This window comes from Chryseobacterium sp. JV558, from assembly GCF_033712365.1.
Classification (GTDB): domain Bacteria; phylum Bacteroidota; class Bacteroidia; order Flavobacteriales; family Weeksellaceae; genus Chryseobacterium.
The window spans coordinates 34,379-52,751 of sequence record NZ_WJHU01000002.1; the positions used below are offsets into that span (position 1 = coordinate 34,379).

Annotated in this window: 20 protein-coding genes; 12 read left to right on the forward strand and 8 right to left on the reverse strand. The window is 35.9% G+C overall.

Going from position 1 to position 18,373, the window contains the following annotated elements; all coding sequences use genetic code 11:
* The first annotated feature begins 30 nt into the window (after nt 1-30).
* The 7 genes from GFU89_RS05885 (at nt 31) to GFU89_RS05915 (ending at nt 7,608) form a co-directional block, all read left to right on the forward strand.
* Complete coding sequence (locus GFU89_RS05885; RefSeq protein WP_318846271.1) at nt 31-540, forward strand: sigma-70 family RNA polymerase sigma factor; 510 nt, start codon at nt 31-33, stop codon at nt 538-540.
* Nucleotides 515-1,192, forward strand: coding sequence for a hypothetical protein (locus GFU89_RS05890; RefSeq protein ID WP_318846272.1), 678 nt, complete (start codon nt 515-517; stop codon nt 1,190-1,192). Before GFU89_RS05885 ends, GFU89_RS05890 begins: the two co-directional genes overlap by 26 nt.
* Before the next feature lie 16 nt (nt 1,193-1,208).
* Nucleotides 1,209-2,501 carry a DUF4252 domain-containing protein gene (locus GFU89_RS05895; RefSeq protein ID WP_318846273.1) on the forward strand — a complete coding sequence of 431 codons (1,293 nt, stop codon included), beginning with the start codon at nt 1,209-1,211 and terminating at the stop codon, nt 2,499-2,501.
* 11 nt (nt 2,502-2,512) lie between these two features.
* Nucleotides 2,513-3,016, forward strand: a complete 504-nt coding sequence (locus GFU89_RS05900; RefSeq protein WP_318846274.1) for a DUF4252 domain-containing protein — start codon at nt 2,513-2,515, stop codon at nt 3,014-3,016.
* 25 nt (nt 3,017-3,041) lie between these two features.
* Nucleotides 3,042-3,746: a hypothetical protein gene (locus tag GFU89_RS05905; RefSeq protein WP_318846275.1), complete on the forward strand. Its 705-nt coding sequence runs from the start codon at nt 3,042-3,044 to the stop codon at nt 3,744-3,746.
* A gap of 188 nt (nt 3,747-3,934) precedes the next feature.
* The gene (guaB, locus tag GFU89_RS05910) at nt 3,935-5,395 is read left to right on the forward strand and encodes an IMP dehydrogenase (protein ID WP_318846276.1); all 1,461 of its coding nucleotides are present in this window, start codon (nt 3,935-3,937) and stop codon (nt 5,393-5,395) included.
* 347 nt (nt 5,396-5,742) lie between these two features.
* Nucleotides 5,743-7,608, forward strand: coding sequence for a GEVED domain-containing protein (locus GFU89_RS05915; RefSeq protein WP_318846277.1), 1,866 nt, complete (start codon nt 5,743-5,745; stop codon nt 7,606-7,608).
* A 54-nt stretch (nt 7,609-7,662) separates the two neighbouring features.
* On the opposite strand, the gene GFU89_RS05920 is transcribed toward GFU89_RS05915, so the two are convergent.
* The 5 genes from GFU89_RS05920 to ruvC form a co-directional block, all read right to left on the reverse strand.
* Nucleotides 7,663-7,872, reverse strand: coding sequence for a KTSC domain-containing protein (locus tag GFU89_RS05920; protein ID WP_318846278.1), 210 nt, complete (start codon nt 7,870-7,872; stop codon nt 7,663-7,665).
* An 84-nt stretch (nt 7,873-7,956) separates the two neighbouring features.
* Nucleotides 7,957-8,649, reverse strand: a complete 693-nt coding sequence (locus GFU89_RS05925) for a T9SS type A sorting domain-containing protein (RefSeq protein ID WP_318846279.1) — start codon at nt 8,647-8,649, stop codon at nt 7,957-7,959.
* Nucleotides 8,650-8,654: 5 nt separating this feature from the next.
* Entirely contained in the window at nt 8,655-9,248 is a 594-nt protein-coding gene (locus GFU89_RS05930) for a phage tail protein (protein ID WP_318846280.1), read from the reverse strand.
* 173 nt (nt 9,249-9,421) lie between these two features.
* Entirely contained in the window at nt 9,422-10,492 is a 1,071-nt protein-coding gene (locus GFU89_RS05935; RefSeq protein ID WP_318846281.1) for a DUF4407 domain-containing protein, read from the reverse strand.
* 151 nt (nt 10,493-10,643) lie between these two features.
* Nucleotides 10,644-11,198, reverse strand: a complete 555-nt coding sequence (gene ruvC / locus GFU89_RS05940) for a crossover junction endodeoxyribonuclease RuvC (protein ID WP_318846282.1) — start codon at nt 11,196-11,198, stop codon at nt 10,644-10,646.
* 102 nt (nt 11,199-11,300) lie between these two features.
* Between ruvC and GFU89_RS05945 the strand changes: the two genes are divergently transcribed.
* Nucleotides 11,301-11,792: a hypothetical protein gene (locus tag GFU89_RS05945; protein WP_318846283.1), complete on the forward strand. Its 492-nt coding sequence runs from the start codon at nt 11,301-11,303 to the stop codon at nt 11,790-11,792.
* 2 nt (nt 11,793-11,794) lie between these two features.
* Nucleotides 11,795-13,153, forward strand: coding sequence for a M64 family metallopeptidase (locus tag GFU89_RS05950; protein WP_318846284.1), 1,359 nt, complete (start codon nt 11,795-11,797; stop codon nt 13,151-13,153).
* A gap of 30 nt (nt 13,154-13,183) precedes the next feature.
* Here the strand turns inward: GFU89_RS05950 and GFU89_RS05955 are convergent, their stop codons facing one another.
* Complete coding sequence (locus tag GFU89_RS05955; protein ID WP_318846285.1) at nt 13,184-13,708, reverse strand: 2'-5' RNA ligase family protein; 525 nt, start codon at nt 13,706-13,708, stop codon at nt 13,184-13,186.
* Nucleotides 13,709-13,787: 79 nt separating this feature from the next.
* Between GFU89_RS05955 and GFU89_RS05960 the strand changes: the two genes are divergently transcribed.
* Both GFU89_RS05960 and GFU89_RS05965 read left to right on the forward strand, forming a co-directional pair.
* Nucleotides 13,788-14,111, forward strand: a complete 324-nt coding sequence (locus tag GFU89_RS05960) for a PadR family transcriptional regulator (protein ID WP_318846286.1) — start codon at nt 13,788-13,790, stop codon at nt 14,109-14,111.
* Nucleotides 14,108-14,827: a hypothetical protein gene (locus GFU89_RS05965; RefSeq protein WP_318846287.1), complete on the forward strand. Its 720-nt coding sequence runs from the start codon at nt 14,108-14,110 to the stop codon at nt 14,825-14,827. The genes GFU89_RS05960 and GFU89_RS05965 overlap by 4 nt, the downstream gene beginning before the upstream one ends.
* A 66-nt stretch (nt 14,828-14,893) precedes the next feature.
* Here GFU89_RS05965 and GFU89_RS05970 read toward each other — a convergent pair whose 3' ends face one another.
* Complete coding sequence (locus GFU89_RS05970; protein ID WP_318846288.1) at nt 14,894-16,006, reverse strand: serine hydrolase domain-containing protein; 1,113 nt, start codon at nt 16,004-16,006, stop codon at nt 14,894-14,896.
* Between the two features lie 175 nt (nt 16,007-16,181).
* Here GFU89_RS05970 and GFU89_RS05975 point away from each other — a divergent pair, with 175 nt between their 5' ends.
* Nucleotides 16,182-17,591: a pyridoxal phosphate-dependent decarboxylase family protein gene (locus tag GFU89_RS05975; protein ID WP_318846289.1), complete on the forward strand. Its 1,410-nt coding sequence runs from the start codon at nt 16,182-16,184 to the stop codon at nt 17,589-17,591.
* 35 nt (nt 17,592-17,626) lie between these two features.
* On the opposite strand, the gene GFU89_RS05980 is transcribed toward GFU89_RS05975, so the two are convergent.
* Complete coding sequence (locus GFU89_RS05980; RefSeq protein WP_318846290.1) at nt 17,627-18,337, reverse strand: diphthine--ammonia ligase; 711 nt, start codon at nt 18,335-18,337, stop codon at nt 17,627-17,629.
* Nucleotides 18,338-18,373 lie beyond the last annotated feature (36 nt).

The window sequence follows — 18,373 nt, forward strand, 5'->3', positions numbered from 1 at the left end:
CAATTGTCTTACCTATAAGAAACAAAACTCATGACCCAAGAAACTTTCAAGAATACGGTGTTTATTCTCAAAGACGAGATGTATCGTTTTGCGAAGCGGTTTGTCATGAGCAGTGATGAAGCAGAAGATGTAGTACAGGATCTCATGATAAAGTTTTGGCAGAAGAGGGATGAGCTGGGGCAATTCGGGAATTTTAAATCCTATGCGCTGAAGTCTGTCCGGAACGAATGCCTGAACAGATTGAAGCATCACGATGTCAAGATCGGCTTTGCGGATATGCAGCTTCATCGCTCGGAGCTTTATAGTATGGAAGTTGATAACCTTAAGGAATATATTATAGGATTTATCAATCAGCTCCCCGAAAAACAGAAGATGGTCATCCACTTGAAAGATGTAGAAGAGTATGATGTTTCCGAAATTTCTGAAATGCTGGAAATGGAGGAAAATGCAGTAAGGGTAAACCTGATGCGTGCGAGACAAAAAGTAAAAGAACAAATCTCACAACTGATGAGCTATGAAAAAAGATCAATTACAAGATAAATACAACGAAGTCTTCCAGAATATCAAGGAAGAAAAAATGGACTGGAGTTTTGAAGACTTTCTTCAGACTGCAGAAGGTGCAGAGCCTGAACAGCATATTGCGCCTGTTATTCCATTGGAAGAAAAGAAGAAACCCTCCTTTCCTAAATGGTTCTGGATGGCCGCCAGTGTGATGCTGGTTTTCAGTATCGGATTCTTCCTGAATAACAATAATAAAGATGCACAGGATAAAGAAAAACTGGTAAAAGATGAAATCTTAAAGCAAAAGTCCAGATTCATTGAAGAAAACAGTGATCACCAGGAACAGGTTGCTTTGAATCATACTGATTCTATTTCCGGAGTGAAAAAAGATTCTGTTTTTCAGGATAATCAGGTAGCAGAAAAGGATGTAATGGATGAAATCCTTCCAAAAAGAGGAAGACTTAAAAAGGAAACAAGACCCAGATATGTCAGCAATACCTCAAATAACAAAAGTTTAAATGATTCTGCATCTGCATACAATGACTCCTATGTAATTGTAAACGGCAAAAGAATCAGCAGTGAAAAAGAAGCCATAGATGTTGCCAAATATTCCTTTATGAAACTAGGAACTGAGTTTAAAAAAACAGTAGCATCTTCTCAGAAAAATGAAAATATTGACAGCGAATACTAAAAATCAGAACAATCCCATGAAAAAAATATTTTTTTTAATAGCCATAATGCTAAGCAGCTTTGCAACTTATTCTGCACAGACTGAGAAATTAGACAAGCTTTTTCAGGATTTTGAAAAAAATGGAAGAGTAACCTCTATCAATATTAAAAAACCGATGTTCAAGCTACTGAATACCATTGATGTTGATGATGCTTATATCGGAAAAATAAAACCTATTTTGAACGAAGTGGATGGGCTTAAGATTCTGATTATCCCTAAAATCACTTTTCCGGATCGTTTAAAAGATGAGAATCTTGCCAATATAAAAATGAATGAAGATAAAACGGCAAGAGTAAACAATGCCTTAAAATCTTTAAACTTCAACGAGCTGATGTCTATGAGCAGTGATGGAACTTCTATGAAATTCTTGGCTGAAGAAGAGAAAGATAACTATCTTGAAAATTTGGTGTTCAACGTAGATTCCAAAGAAGAGAATATTATTTTTATTCTTAACGGAAAAATGAAATTATCAGATGTAAACAAGATCATTAATTCTGGTGAAACAACCACTTCTACTTCTACGGTAACCACCTCCGTTAGAAATGATCTCACTTCGGGTAATACATCATCTTACCTGAATGGAGATAACAGAAACGTAGGTGAATTCTCAAAAATAGATGCCAGCGTAGGGGTAAATGTTACCTATAAACAGGAAAATACAAGAAGTGTAAAAGTAATTGCGGATGCAGATAAGCTTCAGTACGTCATCACAAAAGTGGAAAACGGAGTTTTAAAGATATATGTCGACAATAAAGGGGTTCGAAACCTGAGATTTAAAAATCTTAATGTCAATGTCTCCGCTCCTAGTATTAGCGCTATAAAAACATCATCAGGAAGTGTCTTTACAGCAGTGAATCCTGTTACAGAAAGCAGTTTGGCAATTGAAGCAGACTCTGGTTCTATTATTAAAGGAACATTCAATCTGAATCAGACAGCAGCAGTAGCTGTGAGCTCAGGTTCTGTACTGGATGTTGATATTAAGACTCCAAAATTGGCCCTGGATACTTCAAGTGGTGCAAGTGTGAGTATATCCGGAGAGGCAGCCTCTGCCGTAATTGATATCAGCAGTGGAGCATCTTGTAAAGCAGATGATCTTAAGGTTGCTACAGCAGTGGTAGAATCTACCTCAGGTGCAAGTCTTTCTCTGCTGGTTACAGATAAACTAAAAGTAAGTGTTTCTTCAGGAGCTTCTGTAAGGTTGAGAGGAAACCCTGAGCTGGATGCTAAAGTAGATAAAATTTCAGGGGGAAGCTTAAGACAAATCAAATAAAAAACTAACCTATGAAGACTCTTAAACATTTTTTTCTCGCTATTCTGATGCTGGGTATGCTTCAATCATGCATCGTTTCAGAAAAACCGAATATCGACTTTTTTCAGAACTCAAAATATGATTTCAAAGGAGCCCGGTTTGCAAGTATTAATGTACCCACGGCTCTTGCTAAATCTTATATTAAGAAGGCTTTAAGAGAAGATGGAGAAAGTGAGGAAACGATTAATCTGGTAAAAAAAACTTCAAAAATAAAAGTTCTTACCGTAACAAACGGAAGTAAGGAAATGCTGAATGATTATACTCAATATTTGAACGACAATCATTATGAAGAATGGGCTACCATAAAGCATGACGGAGATAACGTCAATATAAGGGTAAAACAAGAAGGAGACGCTATTAAAAATATGCTGATCACCGTAGGTTCCAATAATAATGATATGGTATTTGTAGATGTGAAAGGAAACTTTACTCCTGATGATATCTCAAAAATGATTAATTCTGTTTCCGTTAAATAATCATTAATCCCCTAAAATTCACAGCATGGAAAAACTGATAAGAGAAGTCCGTATCCTTAAAATCTATGCCGTTGTACTTACCATACTCTGTGCGATGTTTTTCTTTCTCGCATTCAAAAACTCATCTTCCAACGAACGTTTTAAGGAAATAGATGTAGAACGTATCAATATCGTTGAGAAGGATGGAACTTTAAAAATGGTGATCAGTAATAAGGAACGCCAGCACCCCGGATTGGTGAATCACAAACAAATGAAACCCCGTGAAAGAGAAGCAGGACTTATTTTCTTCAATTCTATGGGAGACGAATGTGGCGGCCTTGTATATGATGGTGATGAAAAAGAATCAGGGATGGCATATTCTGTAGACCAGAGAAATACAGATCAGATTATGCAGCTGCAATATTCTGAATCAGCAGGGAATGATAAAAAAAGAGTCTATGGTTTAAAACTCTGGGACAGGCCGGATGATTTTCTGTTGGAAGATATTATTAAGGCTGGAGATTCTATCAAAAAAATTAATAATCCGGAAGCTTCAAAAAAAGCATTTGCAAAACTGCAGGAAAAAGGCAAGCTGGGATATGAGCGATTTTTTGCCGGTAAAATGGCTAATGGAGATGTAGGGATTTTTATCCGTGATACAAAAGGGAAAGTAAGATTAAAAGTTTACATCGATAAAAATAATCAGACCCATATTGAGAAATTAGATGAAAATGGAAATCCGGTAAAATAGACCTATTAACAGCCATATTAATTAAATTTAACAAGTAGTTTCTACATATTCAATTATTTTGTACCGTAACCGTTCTGACAAAAGAGCGGTTTTTTGATTTAAGTTATTGATTATTAATTTTTATTTAAACTATTAAAAAGGATTTTCATATCTCACTAAAATAACCTAATTTTGCACAGAAAGTAAAGATGTCTATTCATAACAAAATTGTAGAGGCAGCCATCACTTTCGATGACGTTCTTCTAGTCCCTTCTTATTCAGAAGTTTTACCTAACCAAGTTTCATTAAAATCAAGACTTACCGACAAAATCACGCTGAATGTTCCGATTGTTTCTGCTGCGATGGACACAGTTACTGAAGCTGATCTGGCTATTGCATTAGCAAGAGTTGGAGGATTAGGTTTTATTCACAAAAATATGACAATCGCTGAGCAGGCTGCTCAGGTAAACCGTGTAAAGCGTTCCGAAAACGGAATGATCTCTGATCCGGTAACTTTATCTAAAGATCATATTTTAGGAGAAGCGAAAAGTCTTATGTCAAAATATAAGATTTCAGGTCTTCCGGTAGTAGATCATGATAATGTTCTGATTGGAATTATTACCAACAGAGATGTGAAATATCAGGAAAATCTTGATATGAAAGTGGAAGAGATCATGACCAAAGAAAATCTGATCACTTCAGACAAAGATACCAATCTTGAAAAGGCAAAAGAAATCCTTCTTAAAAATAGAGTTGAAAAACTTCCAATTGTAGATAAAGATAATAAGCTTGTAGGATTAATTACCATCAAGGATATTGATAATCAATTGGAATATCCAAATGCTAATAAAGACCAGAACGGCCGCCTTATCGTAGGAGCAGGAGTTGGAGTTGGAGAAGATACATTAGCAAGAATTGAGGCTTTGGTAAAAGCAGGAGTTGATATCGTAGCCATTGATTCGGCACACGGTCATTCTAAAGGAGTTTTAGACAAAATCTCAGAAATCAGAAAAGCATATCCAAACCTTGATGTTGTAGGTGGAAATATTGTAACTGCAGAAGCTGCAGAAGATCTTATTAAAGCTGGAGCTAACGTACTTAAAGTGGGTGTAGGTCCCGGTTCTATCTGTACAACCAGAGTGGTTGCAGGAGTGGGAGTTCCTCAGTTATCTGCAATCTATAACGTTTACGAATATGCTAAGTCACAAAATGTAACGGTAATTGCTGATGGTGGAATCAAACTTTCAGGAGATATCGTTAAAGCTATTGCAAGTGGAGCAGGAGCGGTAATGCTTGGTTCTCTTTTAGCGGGTACAGATGAAGCTCCGGGAGAAGAAATTATTTTCCAGGGAAGAAAATTCAAATCTTACCAGGGTATGGGAAGTCTTTCCGCTATGAAGAGAGGAGGTAAAGAAAGATATTTCCAGAGTGAAGCTAAAAAATTCGTTCCGGAAGGAATTGAAGGAAGAGTTCCACATAAAGGAAAATTGGAAGATGTAATTTTCCAATTGACAGGAGGTTTAAGAGCTGGTATGGGATATTGTGGATCTAAAGATATTGAAACACTTCAAAAAGATTCTAAACTGGTAATGATTACAGGAAGCGGATTGAAAGAATCTCACCCGCATGATGTAATTATCACACAGGAAGCTCCGAATTATTCTTTATAAAATCATCATTGAATTTATATAGTAAAAACCGCACAATTCGTGCGGTTTTTTTATTTTGCAATTTTGATTTAATATGTTGATTGGTAGTGGGTTAGTTTTGTATTTTTGTTTTTGATGATTAATTTATTTATTGTTTTTGTTGTCTTTTATTAGTAATAATATAAAATAATTAGATACTGTTTGTAATTACGTTAATTTTATTTTTGGTTTAAAATGTAACAATTATAAATGTTTTTCTACTAACTGTAATAAAATTTTAAATTTTATACTGACTATTGATAATAAATACTATTGATTGATGCTTGAAATTGTAAATTTTTAATCTATTAATTTTTTGAAATATTGTAATGAAGAAAACTATCCTTTGTGGGGCATTGTTACTATCCCTTTCAGTATCAGCACAGCAAAAAAAAGATTGGTGTGACTTTGATAATGAACAGAGAGTACACCAAAGACAGAACGCGGAAATTGATGCAATGGTTCGCAATATCCGTAACAAAATTATTAGCGGTAATCAAGATGCTGCTGGTAAGAATGGAAGTGCATACAAAATTGTAAATGGAGTTTATGAAATTCCTGTGGTTGTACACGTAATAGCACCTACAGGTGCTGCTATTGGTACAGCTTACAATAAGAGTGATGCACAAATTCAAGCATGGTTGGATCATTGTAATCAAATGTACGCAGGTACTTATCAGTGGGCTCAGGGAATTCCAGCAGATTTTGGTAATGCTGCTACTATGCCAATTAAATTGGTATTGGCTAAAAGGGATCCTAGCTGTAATGCAACTACAGGGATTGTTCGATATAACGGAGGGGCTCTTACTGGATATGATACTTATGGAGTAAAGCGTAGTGGTGCTAATGGAGTTACTACAGCACAAGTAAAGACTATTGCTCCACACTGGCCGGAAGCATCTTATTTTAATATCTATATTATGAATAAAGTAGATGGTGGTGGAACCTATGGTATTATGGGCTGGGCTGGGTTGCCTCAGAATGCTGATGCTAACTACGAATCATTCATGAAATCTTTTGTGGTTACATTACAGGATGATATTACTTTGGCTCACGAATTTGGACATAGTATGGGATTACTTCATACTTTTGGAGATGCAGATCCTGATGCGCCACAAGGAGATGCCACCACAAATTTTTGTCCCGCAACAACTAATAACTGTGCTGTAGACGATGATCAGGTGTGCGATACAGAAAGATCAAGAAGCTTACTGAATGATCCTGCACCTACTAACAATGATATGAATTATTGTACAGGAGCAAACTATCAGGGAGTACAGTACAACATGATGAACTATACCAATCCTATAGCATTTAAATTTACCAATGGACAACATGACAGAGCTGCTCTTTATTTCTTCTTAATGAGGGGATCTCTAAGTACTTCATTAGGAGCAACAGCACCTTCTGCAGCCGCTGCTATAGGAACTCCTATTGCTGCTACATGTAATCCAACCGGAGTAACCAATCCGGATAATTATTTTGTGGGACCAACCTTAGTAAAATTAGGTGCTATTAATAACGCTACTACTGGATTTTGGCAGAATAATGCAAGTTTTTATGAAGATTATACAGGAGCAAGCTGTCTGAAGGCTACCTCTACAGAACTTTCAGCAACAGGAACACATAACCTTCAGGTAAATGTATCAGCTTCAAATAATGATCTAAGAGTTTGGCTTGACTATAATAATAATGGAACGTTTGAAGCTTCTGAACTTGTAGCTTCTGCTGATAATATTATAGCTGATCCAGTTACGGAAATAGGTACTTACAGCACTACGATTACAGCTCCTGCTTCAGTAGTGTTGAATACACCATTAAGAATGAGAGTTCTTGTAGATGATGAGAATCCTAACATGACTCCTTGTGGACAATTAATGTACGGACAGGTTGAGGACTATACAGTGAAATTTGTTACGAACTTAGGAACAAACGAAGTAAAAGCTGATAATAATGATTTAACAGTTTATCCTAATCCAGTAGCAACAGGAGATAAAATCTTCATTAAAGCTAAAAATGGTAAAAACCTGAAAGTTTCTATTTCTGATATGGCAGGAAGATTGGTAGCAAGCCCATCTGCAACTGAAGAAGGAAATGGTATTTTCAAAGTTGAGCAGCAATTAGAAAAAGGAGTATATATGATTCAGGTTTCTAACGGAAAAGATTCTAAAACTTCAAAATTGATCATCAAATAAATTGATCAAAGTTTAATATATTATAAATGTCTCCATCGAAATGGAGACATTTTTTTATTCAATTTTACGGTATTTAAATTTTGGTTTAATGACTTTGTTCAAAAATTGTCCTTTAGATCTTGCCTTTCCGAATTTTTCTATGATGTAAGGTGGTACTTTAAGGTAGTCATAAACTCCTCCTGACTGATATATAATTCTCAATATTTCAGTATCCGGGAAATAAATGAAATGATGTACAACACTTGAAGGCATACTACAGTTCATACAAAAAATGTTCCTTGTCAGGAAAAATAAAAGCTTCCGGAAATTCCGAAAGCTTCAAAGATTTACTCTTTTTAAAATAGCAGATTATTTTTTCACGAATTTAAATTGGTGAGTTTGAAAATTCCGGGTATTTATCTTTAAAATATAACCGCCTGGAATAAGTTGTGAGACATCAATTTTTGAATCAAACATTTCAGATTTTATAAGACGTCCATCCATATTGTAAATTTGAATAGAGAGGCCGTCATCAATTCCCGAAATACGAATGAAATCCGTTACAGGATTTGGGAAAATCTGAATTTTATTTTTAGAAAGATCTGAAGTTCCCAATGTTGTGGTCTGTACGTCACCCGTCATGGTGGAATTGACTGCAGTAAGGTTTCCGCCACATTGTCCGTTGGTCATTACGGTATTTTCAACCCAACTTCCGATGCTGTTACCTGGAGGTATCGGAACAGAATTGTTTCCCGTTGAATTATAATAAATCAGATAAGGAGTAGTAAAAGTTCCGTTTCCTTCATCGCCAAGAAATTCCCATCTCGTAAGGGTGTTATTCCATTGGATTTTAAACTCACAGGTACCTAACCCACTACAATCTTGTCCGCCATCAACAGGAGTCGTCATATAAATATTTTTACTAAAAGCATCTATTCCCGTTTTGTTAAAAACGTAAGTATTAGGCGGGCTATCAAACAGATTAGGACATCCACTAAATGTTATGGTCTGTGCAAAAGCTGAGCTTCCGGCTATCAGACATAATAAATAAAGAATTTTCATAACTATTAATTTTGTGATGGAAAGACTCCTGCTAATGCAATGATGCATTTCAGAGTAATAAAAGGAGGTCTGTTTTCATGAGGCTGATTTCCTCCTGTGTTTCCTACCATTGTGCTTTTCATGATGGTGTTAGCGGCTGCATCGGAATATTCTTTATCAAGAACTTTGGTGTCTGCTGGAAGATTATTTGTTGGAGAATTCTGATTTCCTTCCGCCGTTACGGCATTTACCGTGTGGTTATGGGCTGGCATTTGTGTTATCAATAGTGTTACACTTTCAGCACCTCCGGTTTGTCCCATTGTATAAGTCGTTGGTCCTCCTGGAGCCTGTCCGTTATGAACAAGTACTCTTCCCCTCATATCAGGTAAAGCAAATGTGGTTGTTCCGTTTCCTCCGTAAGTAGTTCCTAGCAATGAAAAAAGTGCTTGATTTTGAGCGATAGGCAGGATCTGCCCATTACATTCTGCCCAGTATTTTGGTGCAAAATTATAAGGTACAAAGGCTATTTGCCCTAAAAAAGGTTCTGATGCCTGAGCTTTTAAGGCAGGAGCAAATGCACTGCATATCAGCAGCGTGCATGCAAAAAATAAATTTTTCATGATGACAAGGTTTTAAGTAATATAAAATTAGAAAATATTTAATATATAATCAATGATAAAAACAAAAACCTTTCATTAATTTAATGAAAGGTTGGTTTTATTAATTAAATATTAATTATTTATAGATTTTTTCTCTAATGTTTAAATTACTCAATAGTCAAAACATATGATAATTAATTTTTCAAATTATCTTTAAAATCTTCAATCCTGAAATCTGTCAGAGCATTTCCTTTTTCAATTTTCTCTTTAGAATACAATCTGAAATCATTTTCCGTTTTTTCTAAAAGATAGTCATAGGGTCCTATGTGGGAAATTAATTTTACCAGAACCGGAGATATTTCAAGGCAGATAAACAGTCCCATAATAAAAGCTGCTGCTAATCCTATAATCGCTGAATTTTTTCCCAGTTCATCCAATGCCTGAAGTCTTGCTGCAAACCCATTGAATTTATCTTCAAATGTCTCTGTAGATTTTCTTTCAGTTTCAAGGTTGGTATATACCTTAGATATTTCTTTATCCAGATATTCAAGTCTTGGAGATGCCTGTTTTTGATAATTCTCAAGATCCTGTCTGCGTTGCTCTTTTAATTCCTGTTTACGCTTTGCATTCGGTCCGTAACCTTCTTTTCCACTGGTTAAGCCCGATTGTTTTCCCAAAATTTCCTTCTCAAGTTCTACTGACGCAGAATCATAGGCTTTCTGATACTGTGCTACTTTTCCTGAAATCTGTTGTTTTTCTGTTTCAAAAGGTCCACTCTGTTGAAGAATCCTTCCATTCATTTCACCCTGAAGCTGTTTTTTATTCCTTTGGATGATTGTATTCAACTGCTTGTTTACTTCTTTCTCAAAAATTTTAAGCTCTAATGGTTTCGAAATAATAATGCCTAAAAATGTAGCGAGGATAAGACGGGGAATGGCCATCAGAATTTGATTCCACCAGGTCCCTGTTTTCTTGATGGAAGAAACAATATAACGGTCAAGATTGAAAATCATCAGCCCCCAGAGAATTCCAAATCCTATGGAAGCCCAGATATTGTCGAATACCGTATACATAGCATAGCCTGCAGACAAAGTAGCGAATACTGCAGTGAAAAGTACGATCCCTCCAATCCCGGAAAACTTATTCCATTCACTCGGAGTCTTTCTTAAGATATGGATGTTCCCGCCGGAACACACCATCAGAAACTTTTGGAACCAGTTTATTTTATGAGTCCCTTGATTTATAGTTTGTTGGTTTGTTTTCATAACTGAAAATTTATACAAAGGTAGTACTAAAAATCATACCAATGTAAAAGATAGTATTATGTTTTACCAAGTAATTGTGCGGGTTTTTGTAAAACAATGTTTTTTAGAGGTTTAAAACAGTAGTTTGAAAGAATATAAGAAAAGGCAAAAATTATTTCAACCTATCCGGATTCTGCTTCAAAAAGCTTTCCCAGCCGGAATACGATTTTGTGTCCGTTATAGTTCCTGAATTGAAATGATGACATACCGCAACGGCAAGTCCGTCGGAGGCATCCAGATATTTGGTAGGGAATTCTTTTAAATTAAGAAGATTCTGAAGCATACCTGCTACCTGTTCTTTACTGGCGTTTCCGTTTCCTGTGATGGCCATTTTGATTTTTTTTGGAGAATATTCGGTGATAGGAATATTTCTGTAAAGGCTGGCAGCCATAGCTACTCCCTGAGCACGCCCAAGTTTAAGCATACTTTGTACGTTTTTTCCAAAGAAAGGAGCTTCAAGAGCTACTTCATCAGGATGAAACTCGTCAATAAGAGACAGCGTTCTTTCAAAAATATATTTGAGTTTGGTTTCGTGGTTGGGATATTTTTTTAAGATCAGTTCATGAATAGAAACCATCTCCATTTTTCCTTTTTTTACGGAGATGATACCAAATCCCATTATGGCTGTTCCTGGGTCTATACCTAAAATTATTTTCTCTGAAATCATTGCCCCAAAGATAGGAATTTCTAAGTTTTTCAGGAGTGAAAAAGTATTGGAAATGACTTTTATTTATATCTAAAACTTTAGTACCTTTAAACAAAAATGATTATGAAAAATGTATTTAATGTACTCATTGTTCCCGTTTTTCTGTTCTGTAGCTTCCAGAAAGAGAATGGATTAACTCAAAACAGGCAATCGCTTTCTGAAACTATGACAAGAAAAGGCGATCGTATTATTTATTTGTTTTTCAAAGCAGACAAAGATCAATCGGGGAATGCAAAAGTGATCCTTCAGAACACTAAAATTGCGGATGGCAGATTGAAGCATATCTCTTCGTTTGAAAGAAATGAAGCTCATAAAGGAGACTTTATCATCACGCTGTCAGAATCAGACGGGAAAGAAGTTGCTAAACAGCTTGTAAGAGATCCTTTTAATCCTGAATTGGAAGTTTATGAAAAAGAGGGGATTTCCAGACATAAAGCTTCTCTTCAAAGCACAGAATTCAGTGCCCGTTTTTCCTATTCTGAAAATGTTCAGACTGTAAAGGTTGAAAGGGCAACTGATGATGGAGTACAACTATTATTCACCAAAAAACTATAATTATGAAAAAAGTTCTATTATCCCTTTTAGTTGGAAGCAGTTGTTTTGCCCAGACATTCGATACTGTTCCGCTTTTACAGAACGGAGACAACAGTAAAAGGATTATTATTGCTGTTTTAGGAGACGGATTTACCGCTGCACAGCAAGCCGCTTTTACAACATCAGCTCAGAATACAGTCAATTATCTTTTTACAAAAAGTCCTTATACAGAATATAAAAATTACTTTAATGCCTATGCTGTAAAGGTGATTTCCACAGAATCAGGAGTGAAACACCCAGGGACAGCAACGGATGTTACCGAACCTGTAATCCCGGTTACCAATCCTAACAACTATCTGGGATCTACTTTCGATGTAGGAGTTCACAGATGTATATACAGTAATACAACCAATAAAGTAGGACAGGTGCTGGCTGCTAATATTCCTGATTATGATATCACCTATGTATTGGGGAATTCTACAGAATATGGAGGCTGCGGAGGAACGTATGCCTTTGCTTCATTAAATGGATCTTCAAATGAAATTGTAGTGCATGAGCTAGGACATTCCTTTGGAAAATTAGCTGATGAATATTGGTTTTCAGGTTCACTGGAATCTCCCAATAAAACACAGAATTCTAATCCTGCAACCATCAAATGGAAAAATTGGGTAGGATTAAATGGAGTAGGTGTATATCCCTATACTGAAAGCCCTAGCTGGTTCCGTCCGCATCAGAGTTGTGAGATGAGGTATCTTAACCAGCAGTTCTGCTCTGTATGTAAAGAGGCAATTATCGAAAAAATCCATAGTTTAGTGTCCCCTATAGATTCCTATACACCTGCCAATAATACTACAGTAGATGCTACATCTAATGTCACTTTTACAGCTACTGAAATTCTTCCCAATCCTAATACATTGGTCAACACCTGGATCTTAAATGGAACAACACTTGGGTCAACAGCGAGCAGTGTTATCATTACTCCTGGGCAACTCAACAATGGAAATAATACCTTAACATTGTCCGTAGTAGATAATAATCCGCTTTTGAAAGTTGATAACCACAGTACTCTGCATGTTACTACTGTTTCCTGGACTTTGAGTAAATCTACTCTTAAACTTTCAGAAGTAAAAGCTGAAGAAAGACGGTTCAGTGTTTATCCGAATCCTACAGACGGAGAATTTTTCATTAAAGGAAAACAGGATTTTTCAAAAGATGTAAAAGTAGAAATCTATGATACTTCCGGAAAACTGATCCCATCCAGATTTGAATTTAAAGATGCCGGAATTAAGATTGATATTAAAAACTTTCCGACAGGCACGTATCTGTTGAATGTAAAAGAAAACAAAAATCTGATTCTCTCCCAGAAAATCATAAAAGAATAAATTGAACAAAACCGGCTCCAGCAGCCGGTTTTATTTTTCCAGTTTTTTCTCTGCTATAGGAACCCATTGTCCATCATGACGGAGAAGGATTATTTTATCAACTAAGAATTTAGTTTTATATTCCATTGTTTCATATTTTTCCCAGGCTTTAAGGTAATTTTCCCAACTCAGATCCCTGAATCCTACAGTCACGTGAGGACTAAAAGAATACGTGATAAAATTAAAATACTCTTTTACCCTATGATAAAGCTCAGTTAAATGAATATTTTCCTTTGGCTGAATATAGAGTACAGGATTTTTAGGATTAGCAAAGCTTCCAAAGCCATCCAGTTCTACTTCAAAAGGTGTGATTTCCGTATTGATTTTCTGAAAAGCAACATGAATGTCTTCCTCCAGTTCAATTTCTCTTGAAAAAGGAGGGAATAATGTAATATGGGCTTCATTTTTCAAAGCCTTGGAATTGGCATAATTCGTTGCCAGATCTTCTTTAAATATTTTTATTTCTTCAATGATCTCCTGAGGAGGGAAAATTGCTATGAAGTACATTTTTTTCATAAAGCAAATTAAAAGTTTTTATATTAAATTTACATACATAAGAAAATTATGCATATGTTTGCAAGGTATAAATCATTCTATGAAAAAGAATAGTCTTTATAAAGGTACCCTGCAGAATATTATTTTGAAGCTTCTTTCCAAAGAAATCAAAATGTACGGGTATCAGATTACTCAAAGAGCCAAAGAACTCACGGAAGGTGAGCTAGAAATGACGGAAGGCGCACTCTATCCATTACTGCACAAACTGGAGAGTGACGGAATGATTATTTCTGAAATTCAGAAAATCAACGGAAGAGACCGTAAATATTATCTGCTGACTGAAAAAGGAAAAACACAACAGGCAGAAAAAGAAACTGAGATGAAAAGTTACTTATTAAACCTACAAACCATATTCAATATATGATAACCGGAGAACAGGAAAATAAAATTACGGATTATCTGATAGCTCAACAGCTCTCATTAGATATTCTGGTAGAAATCAGAGATCATATGATCAGCCAGATTTCAGATCTTCAGTTTAATGAGAATATCAGTTTTGAGGAAGCTTTTTTAAAAATAAAAGAATCCTGGAACGGAGAATTTAAGCTAGTTAACTATCTGCTGTTTTATCCAACGACAATCCCTCTGATTGCCAAAAGAATTATACAGGAAAAATATGCCGGGCTTTTCAGAAAATCTTTAATGATAGGACTGCTGGCTTTTGGTATTAACTTATTGTTGATCTTTATCGCAAGAAATCAGGACGATTATAATTTATTTTTCAAACTGCTTAACGGATCATTTTTATTGGGTTCAGTATTAGTATTGGCTCTTAATTATAAGATCTGGAAATACCTGAAAGCGGATTTCAAATACAAGGGAAAAAGCCTTTATACAATGTATCAGCAGAATATTGGATCGATGGTAGTTTGTACTTTTTCAATGGCTCAGGTTGTTATGAAAAACGGGAATTATGCTTATCAGTTTTTCAGAGAAAATAATCATTCTGAAGTTTTTTCGACTTTAGTGACCCTGATTTTTCCGTTTATATTGCAGACAGCACTTATTTTTGCTGTATTTAATTTTACAGAACACAAGAAGAACTTGATGAAAATGAGAGAGTTTCTTAAGCCTGCATAAATAATACACCATTATTCCTGATTATGATATCACCTATCTATTGGGGAATTATAATACACCATTCAACTAATGTTGTGATCTAAGGTGTGTAAGAGTGTTCTCAAGATGATCTGTGATCTTTTTTACTTCAATATGAGGTCTGAAGATCACTCCTTTTCCTTTTTCCTCATCGGCAATATTAGATAGAATGATTACGGAAGTTTTGGTTTCCGGATAGTAAATGTTTAATGAAGGAGAACCTTTTATATAACCGCTGTGGAAATAAGAATTGGGTTGGCCAATATTAAGCATGATACCGTAAGCGTAGCCCATTTTTCCAAAGATTGCATGACGTCTTTCTGCGCTTTTTGCCATGAATAGCTTTAGGGTTTCAGGCTTTAAAATTTTTCCGCCATACAAAGCGTTGTTCCATGAATGAAGATCCTGAATCGTAGATAATATTCCGCCAGCTGGAGTTCCGATTTCCTGCCCGCCTAATCTTTTCGGCATGTTGGGAACTTCCTGGAATTTGGCAGGTGTACCAAGATATGCACTGGCAAAATTATTCCCTTTAAAAATATCTCCCGTTGAAGAATGTATCATTCCTGCTTTTTTAAAGAGTTCCTGAACATTTTCAGCATAGGACTTTCCGGAAACTTTTTCCACAATCTTTCCAAGAGTATTGAATCCATCGTTGGAGTAGAAGAAGTCGGAACCGCTCTTAAACATCAGCTTTCCTCCCACCATATTCAATCCTGAAGTATGATTTAATAATTGATGAATGGTAATGTTTTCATACTCTTTGGTCTGGAATTCCTTCAGATATTTTGAAACTTTATCTGTCACATTCAGTTTCCCCTGTTCCATTTGAAGTAAGACCAAAACAGCGGTAAACTGTTTGCTTACCGAACCTATGGCAAAAATGGTATTGCTGTCAATTTTAGTTTTCTTCTTAAAATCAGAATATCCGTTTTCCCTTCTGTAAAGAGAAATGGTGTCTTTAAAAACGGCAATGCTTCCATTGAAATGATATTTTTTGAAAGTAGAATCAATCTGTTGTTCTAAAAGTGTTTTCTGAAAAGCTGCAACAGTAGAATCAATAATGGCTTTTTTATCAACAGGAGTAGCTTTTGGAGCCTCAGTTGTTGTACAAGAAAATAAAACGCAGAATAGGGTCAGGAATACTAAATTTTTGATCACAGGTGTTGTATTTTTAAATGATGGTTGTTACTCTTAAAGATACTAAAATATTCAGAGAGCGGTAAAGGATGCAAATTGCGTGCTAGGACGGGGTTTAGGATCAATTTAATATAGATTTGATGCATCTTTAAGGAGTATTTAATACTTTTGATATAGATTATTGATCACAATTATTATGAATGAACATTTGAAAAGCGATTCAGTAAACATAGAGTATCTACTGAATATTGTTAAAGAGCAAGGAACGGAATATCTAAATTCCATTGAAGAGAGACCTACGTCAATAATCAATCACCATATTTCCAAAAAACAGGAACTCCCGGAATCCGGATTCGGAACAGAAGAGACTTTACGGATTTTCAATGAAAAATTTGAATCGATCATGGTTGGATCCGGAGGACCAAGATATTGGGGATTTGTAACGGGAGGTGCTACACCGGCATCCATAGCAGGTGACTGGCTGGCGACGGTTTATGATCAGAATACCCAGTCTGTAACAGGACAGGGAGATATTTCCGCAAATGTAGAGATGGAAACCATACAGCTTTTGCTGAAACTTCTTCAGCTTCCGGAAAGCTTTCTGGGTGGTTTTGTATCAGGAGCTACGATGTCTAATTTTACTTGTTTGGCTGTGGGGCGTCAATGGCTGGGAAAAGAGCAGGGGAGAGATATTGCGAAAGAAGGCGTTTCCGGAACGATAAAGGTACTTACAGCCACACCTCACTCATCTTCTATAAAATCATTGTCACTGTTGGGACTTGGCAGCAGTAATATCATTAAGATTAAAACGGAAGAAGGAAACCGCGAAGCAATTCATATTAAAGATCTGGAAGAAAACATTCTGAAGCTTAATGGTGAGCCATTTATATTGATTTCAAGTGGTGGAACAGTAAATACGGTGGATTTTGATAATTTCAAAGCGATCAGCAGATTAAAAGAAAAATACAATTTCTGGTGGCATATTGATGCTGCTTTCGGTGGTTTTGCAGCGTGTTCGGAAACTCATCAACATCTTGTGGAGGGCTGGGAATATGCTGACAGTATTACAGTAGACTGTCACAAATGGCTGAATGTACCTTATGAAAGTGCTGTATTTTTGATTAAAGATCAATATAAGATTTTACAGGTAGAAACTTTTCAGAACTCCAATGCTCCTTATCTGGGTGATCCGTTGGATAATTTTAGCTATTTAAATTTTCTTCCCGAAAATTCAAGAAGGCTAAAGGCACTTCCGGCATGGTTCTCTCTTATGGCTTATGGTAAAAAAGGGTATCAGGAGATTGTAGATAAGAATATAGCATGGGCAAAGCAGTTTGGAGAGCTGATAGAAAACAGTGATGATTTTAAACTGCTGGCTCCGGTAAGATTGAATACGGTTTGTTTTACATTAAAAGATCATGCAAAACAGGATGAGGTAGGACAATTTCTTGAAAAGCTTAATAATACTGGAAAAGTCTTTATGACGCCTACTTTTTATAATCAGCATAAAGGAATAAGAGCTGCTTTTGTAAACTGGATGACCGGTGAAAAAGATATCAGACAGGTATTTGATCTCATGAATGAAATTATTACTGAAATAAAATAATATATTGAAAAGCCTGTGGATAAATATTCACAGGCTTATTTTAACAGCAGGTCACAAAACCAGAAAACATATTCGCTGTCTTCCTCTTCGGGTGTTGCTTTAGGTTTAGGATACGTCTTTTTGACGGTTTCCCCGATTTCAAATTGAACCGGATTTTTGAAAATAGGCCCATCAAAAGTGAAGGTGTGAAATTCTCCGTTTTCTCCACATGGATCTACATTTTCAGGGAGATCATCTATAAATTTCTGATCAATAATTCGTCCGGCAAAGCTTTTATCCAGATAAGTTCCGTTCACACAGGTTACAATAGTTTTAAAACCAAGATCTAAAAATTCACGGATGAGATTGGAGGTATCTTGTTTCCAAAGGGGAAATACGGCTTTCATACCAATGGTATTTAATTGGTCTTCCCTGTATTTTCGCAGATCTTCCAGGAAAATATCTCCGAAAACGGAATGGGTAATGCCCTGAGCCTGAATTCCGGTCATTGTTTTACTCATGATTTGCTGATATTCTTCCATTGAAGGCTCTTTAGGCAGTTCCATTTTAATCAATGGAATTCCGAGACTCTCAGCTTGTTTTTCCAACAGAGAAACATGAACACCATGCATGGAAATCCTTTGAAATTCTTCATTAATACTTGTAAGCAGTGTAGAAATTTCATATTGATCTTCCTGTTGTATTTTGTAGAGAGCCAGGGCAGAATCTTTTCCGCTGCTCCAGTTGAATAAAGCTTTTGGTTTCATTGTAAAAATAAAAATCTCCCAAAAATAAGGAGATTT